Annotated in this window: 13 protein-coding genes and 1 rRNA gene; 12 read left to right on the plus strand and 2 right to left on the minus strand. The window is 65.6% G+C overall.

The features are described from left to right. Positions 1-27: 27 nt before the first annotated feature. From QOL69_RS04615 to QOL69_RS04645, 7 genes are all read left to right on the plus strand, one after another. Complete coding sequence (locus tag QOL69_RS04615; protein ID WP_283402210.1) at positions 28-975, plus strand: D-2-hydroxyacid dehydrogenase; 948 nt, start codon at positions 28-30, stop codon at positions 973-975. A 253-nt stretch (positions 976-1,228) separates the two neighbouring features. Further along, entirely contained in the window at positions 1,229-2,227 is a 999-nt protein-coding gene (locus tag QOL69_RS04620) for a phosphate uptake regulator PhoU (protein WP_283402211.1), read from the plus strand. Positions 2,228-2,294: 67 nt separating this feature from the next. Then, positions 2,295-2,678 carry a DUF7971 family protein gene (locus tag QOL69_RS04625; RefSeq protein WP_048076217.1) on the plus strand — a complete coding sequence of 128 codons (384 nt, stop codon included), beginning with the start codon at positions 2,295-2,297 and terminating at the stop codon, positions 2,676-2,678. 114 nt (positions 2,679-2,792) lie between these two features. Continuing rightward, positions 2,793-3,074, plus strand: a complete 282-nt coding sequence (locus tag QOL69_RS04630) for a ubiquitin-like small modifier protein 1 (RefSeq protein ID WP_048076216.1) — start codon at positions 2,793-2,795, stop codon at positions 3,072-3,074. After that, positions 3,071-3,427 carry a MoaD-like domain-containing protein gene (locus QOL69_RS04635; RefSeq protein WP_048076215.1) on the plus strand — a complete coding sequence of 119 codons (357 nt, stop codon included), beginning with the start codon at positions 3,071-3,073 and terminating at the stop codon, positions 3,425-3,427. The genes QOL69_RS04630 and QOL69_RS04635 overlap by 4 nt, the downstream gene beginning before the upstream one ends. Beyond that, positions 3,427-3,852 (plus strand): DUF8048 family protein, encoded by a 426-nt coding sequence (locus tag QOL69_RS04640; RefSeq protein WP_283402212.1) that lies wholly within the window; start codon positions 3,427-3,429, stop codon positions 3,850-3,852. Before QOL69_RS04635 ends, QOL69_RS04640 begins: the two co-directional genes overlap by 1 nt. A 109-nt stretch (positions 3,853-3,961) precedes the next feature. Next, positions 3,962-4,687 (plus strand): fumarylacetoacetate hydrolase family protein, encoded by a 726-nt coding sequence (locus QOL69_RS04645; RefSeq protein WP_283402213.1) that lies wholly within the window; start codon positions 3,962-3,964, stop codon positions 4,685-4,687. Between the two features lie 42 nt (positions 4,688-4,729). On the opposite strand, the gene QOL69_RS04650 is transcribed toward QOL69_RS04645, so the two are convergent. Beyond that, complete coding sequence (locus tag QOL69_RS04650) at positions 4,730-5,659, minus strand: DUF7117 family protein (protein ID WP_283402214.1); 930 nt, start codon at positions 5,657-5,659, stop codon at positions 4,730-4,732. A 103-nt stretch (positions 5,660-5,762) separates the two neighbouring features. Between QOL69_RS04650 and QOL69_RS04655 the strand changes: the two genes are divergently transcribed. The 4 genes from QOL69_RS04655 to QOL69_RS04670 all read left to right on the plus strand — a co-directional run bounded on the left by QOL69_RS04655 (position 5,763) and on the right by QOL69_RS04670 (position 12,089). Then, positions 5,763-6,884 carry a DUF7544 domain-containing protein gene (locus QOL69_RS04655; RefSeq protein ID WP_283402215.1) on the plus strand — a complete coding sequence of 374 codons (1,122 nt, stop codon included), beginning with the start codon at positions 5,763-5,765 and terminating at the stop codon, positions 6,882-6,884. Positions 6,885-6,981: 97 nt separating this feature from the next. Next, positions 6,982-9,234 carry an NADP-dependent malic enzyme gene (locus QOL69_RS04660; RefSeq protein ID WP_048076211.1) on the plus strand — a complete coding sequence of 751 codons (2,253 nt, stop codon included), beginning with the start codon at positions 6,982-6,984 and terminating at the stop codon, positions 9,232-9,234. Between the two features lie 234 nt (positions 9,235-9,468). Then, on the plus strand, positions 9,469-10,281 hold the full coding sequence (locus QOL69_RS04665; RefSeq protein ID WP_048076210.1) for a DUF7839 domain-containing protein: 813 nt from the start codon (positions 9,469-9,471) through the stop codon (positions 10,279-10,281). Between the two features lie 605 nt (positions 10,282-10,886). Further along, positions 10,887-12,089, plus strand: a complete 1,203-nt coding sequence (locus QOL69_RS04670; RefSeq protein WP_048076209.1) for a Cdc6/Cdc18 family protein — start codon at positions 10,887-10,889, stop codon at positions 12,087-12,089. A 92-nt stretch (positions 12,090-12,181) separates the two neighbouring features. Here QOL69_RS04670 and QOL69_RS04675 read toward each other — a convergent pair whose 3' ends face one another. Then, positions 12,182-12,742, minus strand: coding sequence for a TATA-box-binding protein (locus tag QOL69_RS04675; protein ID WP_004046033.1), 561 nt, complete (start codon positions 12,740-12,742; stop codon positions 12,182-12,184). Between the two features lie 672 nt (positions 12,743-13,414). On the opposite strand from QOL69_RS04675, the gene QOL69_RS04680 reads away from it, so the two are divergent. Next, positions 13,415-14,884: ribosomal RNA gene (locus QOL69_RS04680) — 16S ribosomal RNA — on the plus strand. Positions 14,885-14,978: the final 94 nt, after the last annotated feature.

Here is a 14,978-nt window from a genome sequence, read left to right on the forward strand (position 1 = left end):
ATCACGGCCGCGCCGAGTCTCTCCGCCATGAGCGATCCAGACGTTCTGGTGCTTCGACAGACGATCCACGGACTCGGACCCGAAGAGCTGACGGCGTCGCTGCGGGAGCGGCTCCCGGACGCGACGGTGGCGCGGGCGCGGACCCCGGCCGAGGAGCGCGAGCTCATTCGGACCGCGCGGATCGCCGTCGGTCTCAACATCGACGAGGAACTGCTCGCCGCCGCCGAGGAGCTGGAGCTGTTCGCCTGCGTGTTCGCGGGCACGGGCCACCTCCCGCGGGAGGCGCTGGCCGACCACGGGGTCGCCGTGACGAACGCGTCCGGCGTCCACGGGCCGAACATCGCCGAACACGTCGTCGGGTCGATGATCGCGCACGCGCGTCAGTTCCACCGCGCGTACCGCCAGCAGTCCCGGCGCGAGTGGCGCACCTACGAGACGACAGAGGTGTACGGCTCGACGGTCGCGGTGGTCGGACTCGGGGCCATCGGACAGGCGGTCGTCGACCGGCTGGAGTCGTTCGACGTCGAGACGGTCGGCGTCCGCTACTCCCCCGAGAAGGGCGGTCCGACCGACGAGGTATACGGCTTCGACGAGTTCCACGAGGCCGTCGCCGACGCGGAGTACGTCGTGCTGGCGTGTCCGCTCACCGAGGCGACGCGGGGGTTGGTCGACGCCGACGCGCTCCGAACGATGCGGCCCGACGCCGTCTTGGTCAACATCGCCCGCGGTCCGGTCGTCGACACCGACGCCTTGGTGACGGAACTGCGGAACAACCGCATCCGCGGCGCGGCGCTCGACGTCACCGACCCGGAGCCGCTCCCGGAGGACCACCCGCTCTGGGGGCTGTCGAACGCGACGATCACGCCGCACAACGCCGGCCACACCCCCGAGTACTACGAGCGCGTCGCTGACATCCTCGCCGACAACGTCGCGCGACTCGACGCCGGCGAGGACCTGCGTAACCGCGTGGTTTGACTGTGTAGCATTCTGTCGGCTTCCTCCCACGACTGAAGTCATGGGATTCCGCCTCGTGCCTCTGTGAGACCGCGGAATCGCGTGGCTATATATTTCTATATAATATTGACCTAATCGGCCTATTTCTCATTCTCCAACTTCGAATCCACCAGTCACTGAGTCTTTTACTCCCAAATTCGACCGTGAGTATCGGGGGAGCACCGAGGTATATATTTTGATCAAAATTAAGGTGATTCGCTCCCGAGGGTAGAGTATGGAAACGCGGAAGGTCCAGGTCACCGGCGGATCGACGTACACCGTTTCGATTCCGAAGACGTGGGCGACGGCCAACGACGTCGAGGCCGGGACGGAGATCGAGTTCCACCCGGACGGCGACTCGCTGTTTCTCACGCCGCGCTCGGAGGTGGAGCGGACGCGGGGGACGCTCGACATCACGGACCTGTCCGGGCAGGCGCTCCGCCGCGCGGTGACGACGATGTACGTCAGCGGCTTCGACGTCATCGAACTGGAGGCGGCCGAGATCAGCACCGAGCAGCGTTCGACGATCCGCGACGCGGTCCAGAGCCTCGTCGGGCTGGAGGTGTTAGAGGAGACGCGCGACCGCGTCGTCGTTCAGGACTTACTCGACTCCTCGGAGCTCTCCATCCACAACGCGGTCACGCGGATGCGGCTGATCTCCCTGTCGATGCTCGAAGACGCGATCGCCGCGCTCGCGGAGCGCGACCACGACCTCGCGCGCGACGTCATCGGTCGCGACGACGACCTCGACCGGCTGTGGCTCGTCGTCTCGCGGATCTTCCGCGCCACGCTGCGAACGCCGAAGGCCGCCGAGGAGCTCGGTCTCCCGCGCGAGGAGTGTTTCGACTACCACTCCAGCGCCCGCCAGTTGGAGCGGATCGGCGACCACGCGACGAAGATCGCGCACCTGACGCTGAACATCGACGACCCGCTCCCGGACGAGGTCGTCGAGGCGGTGAGCGACCTCCACGGCGACGCCGTCGACGTGATCGACGCGGCGATGGACGCGCTGTTCGACGACGACACCGAGGCGGCGACGCGCCGGGCGAACGAGGCCCGAACCGGCGTCAGGGCGATCGACGAGCGCGTCCGGGCCATCGACGAACTCCTCCGCGAACTCGATCCGACGCGCGCGCAACTGCTCGGGCTGGTCGTCGACTCCGTCCTCCGGTCGGCCGACTACGGCGGAAACATCGCCGAGACCGCGCTCCAGAAGGCCGCGCCGACACCGTGAGTCGATCGCAGAAGTGATCGGAGCCGGGTGGACGGGTTTTTTGAGCACGCTCCCCCGAACTGATCGCATGCCAGAGATCGAACTCGGCGTGCCGAAGGGCGTCGTCGAGTCGCTCCCGGAGGAGGAAGGGACCGCCGAACGCGACATGCGACGCGCCATCGCGGGGATCCAGTCGCGACTGAACGACGCCCTCGCGGAGGCGGACCCCGACGAGGCGGCCGAAGTCGTCGCCGACGCGGTCGAACGCATGGAGTCGCAGGCAAGTACCTACCACGAGTTCGTCCCGGAACTGCGCGCGTGGGGGCAGTCGCCCATCTACGCGATCGCGTGGCGGAACCTCTACCTCGAACTCATCGGCCAGCTGTACGACCACGAGTGGCTCGCCGACGATCTCGACCGCGAGCGCAACTTCCGGCTGGTCGAAGACGGGATCCGGCTCTCCGACCTGTAGCCGCTTCCGCACCTGACTGTTTCGAGCTGTAGCCGCTTCCGCGGTCGGCTCTTTCGACCCGCGATCGCTTCCGCGGCCGGCCGCTTTTAAGCCGCCGCGACACGACATACGCCTATGGAACTGGAACTGCGGTTCTTCGCAACGTTTCGCGAGGCCGCCGGCGGGAAGACCGTCGACGCGGAGTTCGCCGACGGATCGACCGTCGGCGACGTTCTTCGAGAGCTGGAGTCGGAGTACGAGGGGATGGCGGGCCGCCTGATCGTCGACGGCGAGCTCGCGCCGCAGATAAACGTCCTGAAGAACGGTCGCGAGGTACTCCACCTCGACGGCCTCGACACGCCGATGGCGGACGGCGACCGCCTCTCCGTCTTCCCGCCGGTCGCGGGGGGCGCATGAGCGACGACGGATCCGCGTCGGTCGAGGAGGCCGACGGCGACGCGAGCGCGCCCGGTCTCCCCCCGGCCGAGGAGGGATGGGAACGCGAGACGGTGGCGTACCGCGGCATCTCTCGCCGGCTCGCGGCCCACTACCTCAGGAACCTCGGCGGCGAACTGGTGGGGACCGACGACCCCGCGGAGGCGACCCGCGTGGACGGCGACGGGTGGCGGGTGGCCCTCAGCGCCGAGAAGGTGACCGCCGCGGCCGCCATCAAAATCACGGAGGTGACCGCCGAGTTCGCCGGCGATCCCGACGCGCTCGCCGATCTCCTCCCGAAGTACCGGCAGAAAGCGATGCGCGCCGGCGGGTGATGTCCGACGACGACGAGTCGGCTCGGGACCGCGGCCCGTACCCGATCGAGGGGACCGCGCTGGTGAAGACGGCCGCGCTCGCGAGCGTGCCGGCCGCCAGCGTCCCGGAGCTGCTCGCGCGCGTTCAGGCCGACCTCGGCCCTAGAATCGACTCGTATCGACGACGCTACGAGCGGATCGCGGCCGAGCCGGACCGCGAGACGTTCCTCGTCGAACCCGACCACTGGGAGGCGGTCGGCGAGCGGCTCGGACTCTCCGAGCGCGAGCGCGACGCCGTGGTCCGGGCCCACGAGGCGGCCGTCGAACGGATCGGCTCCGGAAGCGGTCGACGAGATGAGTTCGACACCGCACTGGAGATCCGGTCCGGCGTCGTGATCGGGGTCGATTCCGACGGCGACGACGCCGACGACACCGGCGGCGGCTGATTCCGGTCCCCGTCGTCGCCGCGGGATCGCCGAGAGCCCTGCGGTTGACGTGGTCACCGCGCGCCGCCGGTCACCGGTCCTTTTCAAGCCGCGGCACGCACGTGTCCGCATGCGACTCGCTCGACTGCTCACGCCCGACGGTCCCGTGGCCGGCCGCTACGTCGACGGCACGATCGTCGCCGACGACGGCCGCTACGAGGTCGGTCGCGACGGGCGGCTGCTCCCCCCGTGCGACCCGAGTGCGCTGTACTGCGTCGGCCGTAACTACGCGGAGACGCTCGACCAGATGGACTACGAGCGGCCCGAGGAGCCGGACTTCTTCATCAAGCCGCCGACGAGCCTGCTCGCGCACGGGGAGGCGATCCGGTATCCCGAGTGGACCGACGAACTGACCTACGCCGGCGAACTGGTGGCGGTGATCGGCGAGCGCTGCCGCGACCTCGAACCCGACGAGGTTCCAGAGGTCGTGCGCGGCTACACGGTCATGAACGACGTCGACGCGCTCGACCAACAGGGCCGGACCGCGCGCAAGGCGTTCGACGGGTCGGCACCGCTCGGACCGTGGATCGAGACCGACGTGGATCCGACGGACCTCGACATCGAGACCACCGTCGGCGGCGAGACGCGTCAGGACGCCAACACGGAGCTGATGCTGTTCGGACCACACGAGATCGTCTCGTACCTTTCGAAGCGATTCACCTTCGAACCGGGCGACTGTATCCCCTTCGGCAGCCCCGCAAACCCCGGTCTCGTCGAACCCGGCGAGCGCGTCGAGATCACTTACGAGGGGGTCGGAACCCTCTCGAACACGGTGGTCGATCCCGGCGCGGAGTGAGCCGTTCGCGGGCGGACGGACGGCGCGGGACCGCCCCTCTCCTCACGTCCCCGTCGGATCGAGGTCGTCGCCGGTCGCGTCGTCGATGCGATCGTTGGCGCGCGTCAGCGCTTTCTCATCACCGGTCCGCACGTACTCCCCGATCGCGTCGGCGGCCCCGACGAGGGCGTCCGCGGCCGCGGGCGGCACGTCGCCTCCGAGCGCGTCGACGCGCGCGACGCGGTCGCGGAGGCGCTCGAAGGCGTCTCGGGCCGGGCCGATCCTGACTTCGGGTCGATCCCCCTCGACGGTGACCGTCGGACCGTCGTCGTCGCTGCCGTCGGCGTCGTTCGCCCCGGTTCCGTCGGCGTCGTCCGCCCCGGTTCCGTCGGTGTCGTCCGCCCCGGTTCCGTCGGTATCGTCGGTGGCGTCGCCGTCGTCGGCACCATCCAGCTCGGTGCCGGCTTCGAGCTCGTCGAGGAAGTCGAGGGCGTCGCTCCGGTACGCCTCGACCGCGCGCACGGCCGCCATCCCCTTCGCCTCCCGGAGCGCGGCCGGGATCTCGTCAGCCGGCGGTCGCTCGCCGTCGTCGGCACCGGCGAGCAGCCGGAGGAGGTACTCGCGGTCGGCGTCGGTCGGGTCCCGGAGCCGTTGGAAACAGTCGACGGCCTCCAGCAGTTCGCGGGCCGCGAGGTAGGTGTCGTCGAGGGGTGCGAGCCGTCCGCCGTCGATGAACCCGCGCCGTCGACAGTACTCTCGGAGGTCCGTCTGGAGGTCGTCGACCCCGGAGCGGGGGAGGGTTTCGGACGCCTCGCCGAACCGCTCCCGGTGCGCGGAGAGGTCGAGCGTGACGGTCGCGTCGGTGTGCGCGGTGCGGGCATCGACGCCGACGCTGCGCAAGTCGCCGCAGTTCGGACACGCGACGGAGCCGGTCTCGTAGTACGACCACCGCGTGCCGCAGGACTGGCACTCGCGTTCGCCGCGGACCTTCATGGAGGTCGATTCGTCGTGTCCCCCCTAAACGGCTGCGGGTCGGAAGGCGATCTTCAACGGCGCAGGTGCCAGCCTATTTGACGCTCTTCGTCGAACGGTCGGTATGACTTGGCACGCCGTCGACGCGCTCGACCGCGCCGTCGACGCGACGCGGCGGTTCCTCTTTCCCTTCGCGGCGGTACGGTGGGCGAAACTCGCGTTCCTCGCTCTCGTGATGGCCGGCGGGACGGCCGGCGCGTCGCGAGTCGGCTCGTCGGGCGTCGGCGTTTCGGCCGCCGGAATCGGTCTGTGGACCGAGATCTCTCCCGCAGGGACCGATTCGGTTCCGATCCTGCCGGGGGCGGAACCGGCGGGATCGGGGTCGATACCGATCGGTGTCGAGGGCACCCTCGGTCGGGCCGCCGAGCGCGTCGCGGGCCTCGACGACGCGCTGGTGGTCGCGATCGTCGTCGGAGCGCTGATCGTCGCGGTCGCTCTCGCCGCGTGTTCGGTCGCGCTTCGGCTCGTCTTCTACGACGCGCTCGCGACGAATGAGGTCGCGCTCCGTCGACCGTTCCGCGCTCGGTTCCGGCAGGCGCTGGGGGTCCTCGGCGTCACGGCGACGCTCGCGACCGCGGCCGCGGTCCCCGCCGTCGCGTTCGCTGTCGCCGCCGACTCCGAGCCGACCCGGCTGTTCGGCGTTTCGACGGGCGGTCTCTCCGGCCTGTCGACGGTCGGGACCGCGGCGCTCGGCGCGTTCTGCGTCGTGTTCGCGGCGGTCTGCGTCCTCGGGAGCCGTCTCACGTTCGAACTCGTCTCGCCGACGATGGTCGCCCGCGAGACGGGCGTCCTCGCCGGGTGGCGTCGGGTGTGGTCGTCGGTCCGCGGATCGCCGCTCGACGTTGTCGCCTACCTCGCGGTCCACGCGGTCGTCGCGGCCGGCGTCGGATTCGTTCAGGCCGTCGCGATCGCCTTTGCGGGCGGTGTCGTCGGCGTGGTCGCCCTCGTCGCGCTGGTGTTCGCAGCGGTTCCGCTCGGTGGACTCGGGGCACTGGTCGGGACGACCGCGGGTGGGGTCGTCCTCGTCGCGGTGCTGGTCTGTGCGGTCGCCGCCACGGTGGCCCTCGCGCTTCCGGTCCGACTGGTGGCGCGGACGTACCTGATCGCCTTCGAGGTCTCGACGCTCGCCGGCATTGACCCGGGGTCGGCACCGCTGCCCCCGGAATCGGCGGCGAGTGAGGAGTGAGAGCCGGGCGTTGGGGGTTGATCGTATCGTCGAACGTCGAATCGTATATTCGACACCATCGGATACCTTTTTACTCCGTTCATGAATGGAGGGAGATATGGGACTGGATGATGACGCGCGGGAGTACCACCGACAGGACCCGCCCGGAAAGATCGCGATCGAGACGACGAAACCCACGAACACGCAGCGAGACCTCTCGTTAGCCTACTCGCCGGGAGTCGCGGCCCCGTGCCGCGACATCGCGGCCGACCCCGAGTCGGTCTTCGAGTACACGGCGAAGGGGAACCTCGTCGCCGTCGTGTCCAACGGGTCCGCCGTCCTCGGGCTCGGGGACATCGGCGCGTCCGCGTCGAAGCCCGTCATGGAGGGGAAAGGCGTGCTGTTCAAGCGCTTCGCCGACATCGACGTGTTCGACATCGAACTCGACATCGACTCCGTCGATCCGTTCTGCGAGGCGGTGAAGGCGATGGAGCCAACGTTCGGCGGGATCAACTTAGAGGACATCAAGGCCCCTGAGTGCTTCAAAATCGAGGAGCGGCTCCGGGAGGAGATGGACGTGCCGGTGTTCCACGACGACCAGCACGGCACCGCGATCATCTCCGGCGCGGCGCTGATGAACGCGGTCGATATCTCCGACAAGGAGCTCTCCGAGCTCGACATCGTCTTCTCCGGTGCCGGCGCGTCCGCCATCGCGACGGCCCGGTTCTACGTCTCGCTCGGCGCGCGCGAGGAGAACATCACGATGTGTGACTCCTCCGGCATCATCACCGAGGAGCGCGTCGAGGCGGGCGACGTCAACGAGTACAAGAGCCAGTTCGCCAGTCCGGTCGAGGGCGGCGACCTCGCCGACGCCATGGAGGGTGCCGACGTGTTCGTCGGTCTCTCCGTCGGCGGAATCGTCTCGCAGGAGATGGTCCGCTCGATGGCCGCCGACCCGATCATCTTCGCGATGGCGAACCCCGACCCGGAGATCACCTACGAGGACGCGAAGGACGCCCGCGACGACACGGTGATCATGGCGACGGGGCGCTCGGACTACCCGAACATGGTGAACAACGTCCTCGGGTTCCCCTTCTTGTTCCGCGGCGCGCTCGACGTGCGCGCGACGGAGATCAACGAGGAGATGAAGGCGGCCGCCGCGGAGGCGCTCGCCGACCTCGCGCGCAAGGACGTCCCGGACGCGGTCGTGAAGGCGTACGGTGACGACCCGCTCCAGTTCGGTCCCGACTACGTCATTCCGAAGCCGCTCGACCCCCGGGTGCTGTTCGAGTTGGCCCCGCGCGTCGCGGAGGCCGCGATGGAGTCCGGGTCGGCACGGACCGAGATCGATCTGGAGCAGTACCGCGAGCGGCTCGAAGCCCGCTTAGGGAAGTCTCGGGAAATGATGCGGGTCGTGTTGAACAAAGCGAAGAGCGATCCGAAGCGGATCGCGCTCGCCGAGGGCACCGACGAGAAGATGATCCGCGCGGCCTATCAGCTCTCCGAGCAGGGGATCGCGGAGCCGGTGTTGCTCGGCGACGCCGACACCATCTCGCGGACCGCGGCCGAGCTCGGTCTCTCGTTCCAGCCCGAGGTCGTCGACCCCGACAACCGAGACGTCTCCGGGTACGGCGAGCGGCTGTACGAACTCCGCAAGCGCAAGGGGATCACGAAACGCGAGGCGGACGATCTGGTCGAGCGGGACACCAACTACCTCGGCAGCGTCATGGTGGAGACCGGCGACGTCGACGCGATGCTCACCGGACTCACGCACCACTACCCGTCGGCGCTTCGCCCACCGCTTCAGATCGTCGGATCGGCCGAGGACACGGATACTGTCGCCGGCGTCTACATGTTGACGTTCAAGAACCGGGTCATCTTCTGTGCCGACACGACGGTCAACCAGGACCCGGACGCAGAGACGCTGGCGGAGGTGACGCGCCACACCGCCGACCTCGCGCGACGGTTCAACGTCGAACCGCGCGCGGCGATGCTGTCGTACTCCAACTTCGGCAGCGTCGACAACGAGGGGACGCGGAAGCCGCGGGACGCGGTGAACATCCTCCAGTCGGATGATGGCGTCAACTTCCCCGTCGACGGCGAGATGCAGGCCGACACCGCGGTCGTCGACGACATCCTCAACGGGACCTACGAGTTTTCCGAACTCGACGACGCGGCGAACGTCCTCGTGTTCCCGAACCTCGAAGCCGGGAACATCGGGTACAAACTGCTTCAGCGCCTCGGCGGTGCCGAGGCCATCGGACCGATGCTCGTCGGCATGGACCAGCCGGTCCACGTGCTCCAGCGCGGCGACGAGGTGAAAGACATCGTCAACCTCGCCAGCGTCGCCGTCGTGGACGCACAGGAGTAGCGGCGTCGCGTCCGTGTGAGAGTAGGGGTATCGCGTCCGTGCGAGAGTAGCCACGTCGCGTCCGCACCGGAATCGCATGTGTCTGCGGGACACGTGAGTGGCTGCGGCCGATTCCGTTTCGAGTTTCTTCGTTTTCACTCACAACCGGAACGGAGGTTCGAGACTCGCGGTCTCGTTTCGTCACGGGGTGGCCGTACACCAAATTTACTTGTTTCCAACTACGACAATATTGGTATGGAACCGAGCGAGGATCCGGGCGAGGCGACCGCACCGCGAGTGCTCGACAACCGGCGCGATGCGACTCGATACCGAGTTCTCGTCGAGATCGCGGCGCGACAACCCGCCGTGAGCCAAGAGGAGATCGCGGACGTCATCGGCGTGACCTCACAGGCCGTGAGCGACTACGTCAGGGACTTAGTCGACGGCGGGTACGTGGAGAAGCGCGGTCGGGGTCGGTACGAGGTGACGAAGGAGGGTGTCGACTGGATCATCACGCGGACCGATGCCCTCTCGGAGTTCGTCTCTCGGGTGTCTGACGACGTCTTGGGAAGCGTCGACGTCGACGCTGCCGTCGCGGCCGACGCGGTCGAGGAGGGCGACGAGGTCGGCCTCGTGATGCGCGACGGCGTGTTACACGCCGTTCCCGAGGGCGGGTCGGCGACCGCCGTCGTCGTCACCGGTGGCGAGGCGGGGGAGGCGGTTGGCGTCACCGAGTTCGAGGGCGTCGTGGAGTACGACCCGGGCGTGGTGACGGTCGTTCCGGTCCCGGCGGTGACAGAAGGGGATCCCCCGTCCTCCGACGTCATTACGGACCGCGCCGCGGCGGCGGACTTGATTGCGGTCGGCGGGACGGAGGCGTACGCGCTCGCGACCCGGACCGGCCTCCGGCCGGATGTCCGGTTCGGGTCGGCAACGGGCGTCTCGCAGGCCGCCCTCCGCGGGCTGAACGTGCTGTTGCTCGTATCGACCGACGAACTCTCCCGACATACGACGCGACTCCGCGAAGACGGCGTGCGGTACGAGGTCCGAGACTCCCTCGAACGGTAGTTTGCGCAACGGTCGAGCTCGTTTTTGCTCGGAGAGACACACCGTGTTTCCGGTGAAATTGGGGGTCAGATGGGTGTGAGTAGGATGTCGGTATGACGCTGAGATCCCTTTGTGTCTAATACAGAACAACAGGATTTATTACCTAATCCGGAGTAGCGCTCGTCAAGTGGAGTCGTCAACGGCTCACTAGAAGTCGGTCCGGTATTTCACTGGAAACGCGGTCTCCCCCCGATGGAACGGGACGCCCTCGTCGTACACCTCATTTCCGGTGAAATACGACGGGTTGACGCTCTCACGCTACTGCCGTTTCGATCCTCCGATTGATGCTCATCTCGCTCTCTGATTGCTGTTTTTCCCTCCTCTGACCGCTGTTTTCTCTACTCTCCGATTGCGACTGTAGATTTTTATCTATGTTGAAACTGATCCTCACGATTCCTCGTCCACGCTTCTATCCCGACCCACACCCCTATCCCCGACCCACACCCCTATCCTCCATTTCACCGGAAACACGGTGTGTGTCTCAAACACCAATCAACGCTTGGACTACTCTCTCCGCGCGGTGACGAAAACGGAACGCATTTCACCGGAAACGCGGTGTCTCCCTCATGGACGCAGCGGACGACCTCTTCACGAGAGAGGACCCCATCTTCGCGAACAAGGAACTCCTCGAGATCAGCCACCTCCCGGGCGAGGGGCGTATCGTCGGTCGAGATGACGAGATAGCCGACCTGGCGACGGCGGTCAACCCGGCCATCTTCGGGCAGAGTCCGAGCAACGTGCTCATCTACGGGAAGACGGGCACCGGCAAATCGCTGTGTGCGAAGTACGTCTCGAAGCGGCTCGTTTCGACAGCCAGCGAGGAGGGCGTCACGGCGACGTTCGCCTACGTCGATTGCGCCCAAGACACTACGGAGACGCAGGCGGTCCAGACCATCGCCGAGGGTGTCAACGACCCCGAGGAAACCGGTATCAACGTTCCCGACAAAGGGCTCTCGACGTCCACGTACTACAAGCGCCTCTGGCGAATCCTCGATCAGCGATACGACGTGGTCTTGATCCTCCTCGACGAGATCGATAAACTCGACGACGACGCCATCCTGATGCAGCTGTCCCGCGCCGGCGAGGCCGGAAAGATCACCGACTGTAAGCTCGGTGTCGTCGGGATCAGCAACAAGATCCAGTACAAAGACCGGATGGACGAACGGGTCAAATCGAGCCTGTGTGAACGCGAGTTCGTCTTCCCGCCGTACGACGCGAATCAACTCCGGGAAATCATGCAAGCGCGCGCGGACGCCTTCCACGACGATGTCCTCGAACCGTCGACGATCCCCCGTGCCGCTGCGCTCGCCGCACGCGAACACGGCGACGCCCGGAAGGCGATCGACATCCTCCGGTACGCTGGCGAGATCGCTCAGGCGAACGGTGAACCCACGGTCCGCGAGGAGTTCGTCACGCAGGCGCGCGAGCGAGCGGAGACCGACCGGTTCCGAGAGCTCATCCGCGGATCCACGCCGCACTCACGGTACGTCCTCCAGGCGCTTGCGCTGTTGTCGCTCTCGAACGGCCGGCAGGACGGGTTCCGAACGAGCCGGGTGTACGAGATATACGAGAACATCTGTCGACAGGAGGGTTCTGACAGCCTCTCGCTCCGGCGTGTCCGCGACCTCTTGAAGGAACACGCGTTCCTAGACATCATCGAACAGTCGAAACACAGCGGCGGCAGCGCCGAGGGCAGCTACACGAAACACCAGCTTCTGGAGGATCCGAGCGTCGTGAAAGAGGTACTCACCGAAGACGCGGACGCGTAATCGGGCCGTACAACCCGGATTCAGCCCCCCAACGCTCCGTCGGCCTTATTGAAACAAGGGCTTCCGAACAGACCGATCGATGCGGGACCGCGTCAGCCGAGCAGCCCGAGTCCTTCGATACGTTCGACGATCTCTTCGACCGCCTCCTCCGCGTCATCGGTGCGTTTGCCGCCCGTGATGACGATCTTTCCGCTCCCGAAGAGGAGAATGACTACCTCGGGCTCGTCCATCCGGTAGACGAGTCCGGGGAACTGCTCCGGCTCGTACTCCACGTCCTCGAGACCGAGACCAATCGCGAGGGCGTTGAGGTTGAGGTTGTGCCCGAGATCCGCGCTCGACACGATGTTCTGAACGGTGATCTCCGGATCGTCTTCGACGGGGATCTGGAGCCCCCGGAGCTTCTCGAAGATAATGCCGAGCGCCTCGTGGACGTCGTCGATGCTCTTCGCGCCCGTGCAGACGATCTTGCCCGAACGGAAGATGAGTGCGGCCGCCTTCGGCTCTTGGGTCCGGTACACGAGGCCGGGGAAGTTGTCGGGGTTGAAATCCGCGCCCGGGAGGTCCTCCGCGAGCGCCTCCAAATCGAGCTCCTGACCGATACCCGTCGATGCAACAACGTTTTGAATCTCGATCGAGTCTGCAGGGTTCGTCATCGTTCGCTTTTATATGTGGCCCCCTCCCTTATAAACGCCCGTGGTATAAACGACCGGCTATCACTGGGATACGATGTTCGATCGCAGACTCGCGTGACGAGCCAGAAATCCTGTCTCGAATATATGACAAATTTTAGAGAAATATACCCCTGACTCTCGTTCACGTGACCTCCCGACTGACATAGTTTCACCTCGATACTATCGCGTCTCGACCGATCGGTCTCCCGCGAACCGTTCCATGAAATCGCATGACGTGGCGCATATAGTTCGACGGGGTTAAATACAACCCGGGCATTCGAAGAAATGCGAGGAGCCCCCGACGTGGGGGCACCGGTCGGCCGCAGACGCGGCCGGCCGAAAGCGTTCCGACGTGCTTAAGTGTATAAGCCCGTTCGGTCAATACGCGAAGAACGCACCGCGGACTCGGGCCGTTCAATTCGGCCCGGTTTCGCAGAGTCGGCTTGTCCGACTCACCCGATGAGGATCGCGCCCCCTGCGCTCCGGCGTAAGCGGCGATCTGATGTGAGCCGTGGTCGTTCGGTGCCATCCAAGCCGCTGGCTGGAACCGGACACCACACAGACCAATGCAATGGTGTGTCGACTCTCGTCTCCAACGAGATTGACACCCGCCAACACCCCCTTCGAGCCGGGAATCAGGCTCGAAGGATACTCATTCCGGTTGATCCTGCCGGAGGCCATTGCTATTGGGATCCGATTTAGCCATGCTAGTCGTACGAGTTCATACTCGTGGCGAATAGCTCAGTAACACGTGGCCAAACTACCCTTCGGAGTACAATACCCTCGGGAAACTGAGGCTAATAGTACATACCATACCACCACTGGAATGAGTGGTATGCCAAACGCTCCGGCGCCGAAGGATGTGGCTGCGGCCGATTAGGTAGACGGTGGGGTAACGGCCCACCGTGCCAATAATCGGTATGGGTCATGAGAGTGAGAACCCAGAGACGGAATCTGAGACAAGATTCCGGGCCCTACGGGGCGCAGCAGGCGCGAAACCTTTACACTGCACGACAGTGCGATAGGGGGATCCCAAGTGCACAGGCATAGCGCCTGTGCTTTTCGGTACCCTAAGGCGGTACCAGAATAAGGGCTGGGCAAGACCGGTGCCAGCCGCCGCGGTAATACCGGCAGCCCAAGTGATGGCCGATCTTATTGGGCCTAAAGCGTCCGTAGCTGGCCACGCAAGTCCATCGGGAAATCCACCTGCCCAACAGGTGGACGCCCGGTAGAAACTGCGTGGCTTGGGACCGGAAGGCGCGACGGGTACGTCCGGGGTAGGAGTGAAATCCCGTAATCCTGGACGGACCGCCGATGGCGAAAGCACGTCGCGAGAACGGATCCGACAGTGAGGGACGAAAGCCAGGGTCTCGAACCGGATTAGATACCCGGGTAGTCCTGGCCGTAAACAATGCCTGCTAGGTGTGGCTCCCACTACGAGTGGGTGCTGTGCCGTAGGGAAGCCGCTAAGCAGGCCGCCTGGGAAGTACGTCCGCAAGGATGAAACTTAAAGGAATTGGCGGGGGAGCACTACAACCGGAGGAGCCTGCGGTTTAATTGGACTCAACGCCGGACATCTCACCAGCATCGACTGTAGTAATGACGATCAGGTTGATGACCTTATCCGAGCTTCAGAGAGGAGGTGCATGGCCGCCGTCAGCTCGTACCGTGAGGCGTCCTGTTAAGTCAGGCAACGAGCGAGACCCGCATCCTTACTTGCCAGCAGTACCGCGAGGTAGCTGGGGACAGTAGGGAGACCGCCGTGGCTAACACGGAGGAAGGAACGGGCAACGGTAGGTCAGTATGCCCCGAATGTGCTGGGCAACACGCGGGCTACAATGGTCGAGACAAAGGGTTCCAACTCCGAAAGGAGACGGTAATCTCAGAAACTCGATCGTAGTTCGGATTGTGGGCTGCAACTCGCCCACATGAAGCTGGATTCGGTAGTAATCGCGTGTCACAAGCGCGCGGTGAATACGTCCCTGCTCCTTGCACACACCGCCCGTCAAAGCACCCGAGTGAGGTCCGGATGAGGCGTACCACGTACGTCGAATCTGGGCTTCGCAAGGGGGCTTAAGTCGTAACAAGGTAGCCGTAGGGGAATCTGCGGCTGGATCACCTCCACCGACCTGAGACCTCCCACACGGGAGGCTCACCTTACGACCGTTCACCAGAACGGTCACTACTCATTCGCACTAGTCTGTGTACGTCCGTCCAC

It is taken from the genome of Halorubrum sp. DM2 (assembly GCF_901686465.1).
Lineage (GTDB): Archaea > Halobacteriota > Halobacteria > Halobacteriales > Haloferacaceae > Halorubrum.

Bases quoted from the DNA above. Each gene is read 5' to 3' on its own strand.
- QOL69_RS04660 (WP_048076211.1), top strand. From the start codon at position 6,982: ATGGGACTGGATGATGACGCGCGGGAGTACCACCGACAGGACCCGCCC.
- QOL69_RS04650 (WP_283402214.1), bottom strand. From the start codon at position 5,659: ATGAAGGTCCGCGGCGAACGCGAGTGCCAGTCCTGCGGCACGCGGTGG.
- QOL69_RS04675 (WP_004046033.1), bottom strand. From the start codon at position 12,742: ATGACGAACCCTGCAGACTCGATCGAGATTCAAAACGTTGTTGCATCG.
- QOL69_RS04670 (WP_048076209.1), top strand. From the start codon at position 10,887: ATGGACGCAGCGGACGACCTCTTCACGAGAGAGGACCCCATCTTCGCG.
- QOL69_RS04630 (WP_048076216.1), top strand. From the start codon at position 2,793: ATGGAACTGGAACTGCGGTTCTTCGCAACGTTTCGCGAGGCCGCCGGC.
- QOL69_RS04665 (WP_048076210.1), top strand. From the start codon at position 9,469: ATGGAACCGAGCGAGGATCCGGGCGAGGCGACCGCACCGCGAGTGCTC.
- QOL69_RS04620 (WP_283402211.1), top strand. From the start codon at position 1,229: ATGGAAACGCGGAAGGTCCAGGTCACCGGCGGATCGACGTACACCGTT.
- QOL69_RS04640 (WP_283402212.1), top strand. From the start codon at position 3,427: ATGTCCGACGACGACGAGTCGGCTCGGGACCGCGGCCCGTACCCGATC.
- QOL69_RS04615 (WP_283402210.1), top strand. From the start codon at position 28: ATGAGCGATCCAGACGTTCTGGTGCTTCGACAGACGATCCACGGACTC.
- QOL69_RS04625 (WP_048076217.1), top strand. From the start codon at position 2,295: ATGCCAGAGATCGAACTCGGCGTGCCGAAGGGCGTCGTCGAGTCGCTC.
- QOL69_RS04645 (WP_283402213.1), top strand. From the start codon at position 3,962: ATGCGACTCGCTCGACTGCTCACGCCCGACGGTCCCGTGGCCGGCCGC.
- QOL69_RS04655 (WP_283402215.1), top strand. From the start codon at position 5,763: ATGACTTGGCACGCCGTCGACGCGCTCGACCGCGCCGTCGACGCGACG.
- QOL69_RS04635 (WP_048076215.1), top strand. From the start codon at position 3,071: ATGAGCGACGACGGATCCGCGTCGGTCGAGGAGGCCGACGGCGACGCG.